This window comes from Sphingobium indicum BiD32 (assembly GCF_000382885.1).
GTDB classification, from domain to species: domain Bacteria; phylum Pseudomonadota; class Alphaproteobacteria; order Sphingomonadales; family Sphingomonadaceae; genus Sphingobium; species Sphingobium japonicum_C.
In genome coordinates this window covers 1-2,009 of record NZ_CAVK010000099.1, presented here as the reverse complement: position 1 = coordinate 2,009, position 2,009 = coordinate 1, and the positions used below count along the sequence as shown (strand labels likewise).

The following is a 2,009-nucleotide window of genomic DNA, read 5'->3' as shown; positions in this document are numbered from 1 at the left end:
TGCGGTCACGACGAGCTTTCATATGTCCGGCCTGTTTGTGCGGCATTCTGTCTGCCGCTGGCCCTGATGGAAATCCGCCGGTGAGGTCCCTAATCAGACTGGCGCGCGTTTAAAGCGCATTGAATCAGGCGGGTTGGCCTCACCTTTGGCTCGATCTTCACTCATCATCGACTGCTACTACCAATTCGAGTGACCTGGGTTGTTCAGGTCAGATGTGCGTAGGGATGATAGGCCTCCTTCCGGGTCAGCACGACCCATGCGATCCGGGCGAGCTTGTTGGCGAGCGCTACGGAGACGAGCAGGAAGGGCTTCTTCTCGGAGAGCTTCCTGATCCAGTCGGCCATGGGCGTTGGCTTGTCCTTGACGTGGCGCATCACGGCGGTCGCCCCAACAACTAACAACCGACGCAGGTATCTGTCGCCCTGTTTGGAGATGTCGCCAAGTCTGGTTTTTCCACCGGTGGAATGCTGTTGCGGTGTCAGCCCGAGCCAGGCGGCGAACTGCCTGCCCGATGAGAACTGCTCGGCATCGGTCACCGTTGCCGCAATCGCTGTTGCTGTGATGGTGCCAAGGCCGGGGTTGGCGACGAACCCAAGCTCAGCCATATGCGCACGCAGCGCATTGGCAAGCATGGTGCGTTGGCGCACGAGCAGGGACCGGGCGCGATGGGTCATGAGAATGCCCCGCTGCTCGACGGACTTGACCGGCACGAACCGCATTGTTGGGCGCTGCACAGCTTCGCAGATCGCTTCGGCATCGAGCGTGTCGCTCTTGCCGCGTTTGACATAGGCCTTCACATAAGATGGCGGGATCAGGCGTACTTCGTGCCCCATCGCGGCGAGCGTGCGAGCCCAGTAATGGGCCGTTCCGCAGGCTTCCACGCCGATCAGGCATGGCGGTAGCTTCGAGAAGAACGGCAGCATCTGCTTGCGGTAGAGCTTCTTGACCAACACCGCGTTGCCATCTTCATCAATGCCGTGCGCTTGAAACACGCTCTCGGCCAAATCCAGTCCTGAAGTCGTAATGGTCATCGTGAACGCTCCTCTTCCTGCTTTTCGGAGCCGGCAGTATAGTCGCTGTCGGTCAGTGCGGGGGCGTCCACATCATCAGACTTCCTGTTGGTGCAGGAGGCCAGCATGGATGGCGCGATCTCTTTCCCAGGACCTTCGAGACAGGGTTGTCGCTGCGATTGATGGCGGCTTGAGCTGCCGGGCGGCAGCCGGCCGTTTTGGTGTCAGCGTATCAAGCGCGATCCGCTGGCGGCAACTTGCGCGGGAGCATGGCCAAGCCGTGGCCAGACCTCGTAGTGGGGACAGACACTCGGCCAGAATCGAGGCGCATGGCGCATTCATCCGGAGCTTGGTTGCCGAGCAGGCCGACATGACCGTGGTCGAGATGCAGGCGCGGCTGATTGATCGCGGCGCTTCGGTCGGGATCGGTACGTTGCACCGCTTCTTCGTGCGCCACGGCATCTCTCGGAAAAAAGACGGGGCATGCGATCGAGCAAGACCGTCCCGACGTCCTGAGGCAGCGCCGGCACTGGTTCGACAGCCAACTCGATCTGGAGCCGCAACGCCTCGTGTTCATCGACGAGACCTGGACCGCGACCAACATGACCCGCAGCCATGGCCGCTGCGCCAAGGGCGAGCGCCTGCGGATGGGCTTTCCTCACGGCCATCGCAAGACGACCACGCGGGTCGCCGGTCTGCGCATGACCTGCATGGTTGCGCCGATAGGGCTCGATGGCCCGATCAACGGCGACTGGTTCGAGGCCTACGTGCCTCAGGTCCTTGTGCCCGAACTGCGACGGGGCGACATCGTCATCATGGACAATCTGTCGAGCCACAAGCGTGCGTCGGTGCAGGCCCTCATCGAGGCCGCAGGCGCATCGCTGCGCTTCCTCCCGCCCTACAGCCCCGACTTCAACCCGATCGAGAAGGCGTTCTCCCGCTTGAAGGCCCGCCAAAATCGCTATCACCGCCGTCATGCGAAAGCTCGTCGTGACCGCA

General features: G+C 62.0%; 1 protein-coding gene and 1 pseudogene. One reads left to right on the top strand and one right to left on the bottom strand.

Annotation, left to right across the window (positions count from 1 at the left end; genetic code table 11):
• Positions 1 to 203: 203 nt before the first annotated feature.
• Positions 204 to 1,031, bottom strand: coding sequence for an IS110 family transposase (locus tag EBBID32_RS10405; protein WP_006955953.1), 828 nt, complete (start codon positions 1,029 to 1,031; stop codon positions 204 to 206).
• Positions 1,032 to 1,437: 406 nt separating this feature from the next.
• Here EBBID32_RS10405 and EBBID32_RS23220 point away from each other — a divergent pair.
• A pseudogene (locus EBBID32_RS23220) lies at positions 1,438 to 2,009 on the top strand (IS630 family transposase); the annotation flags it as partial.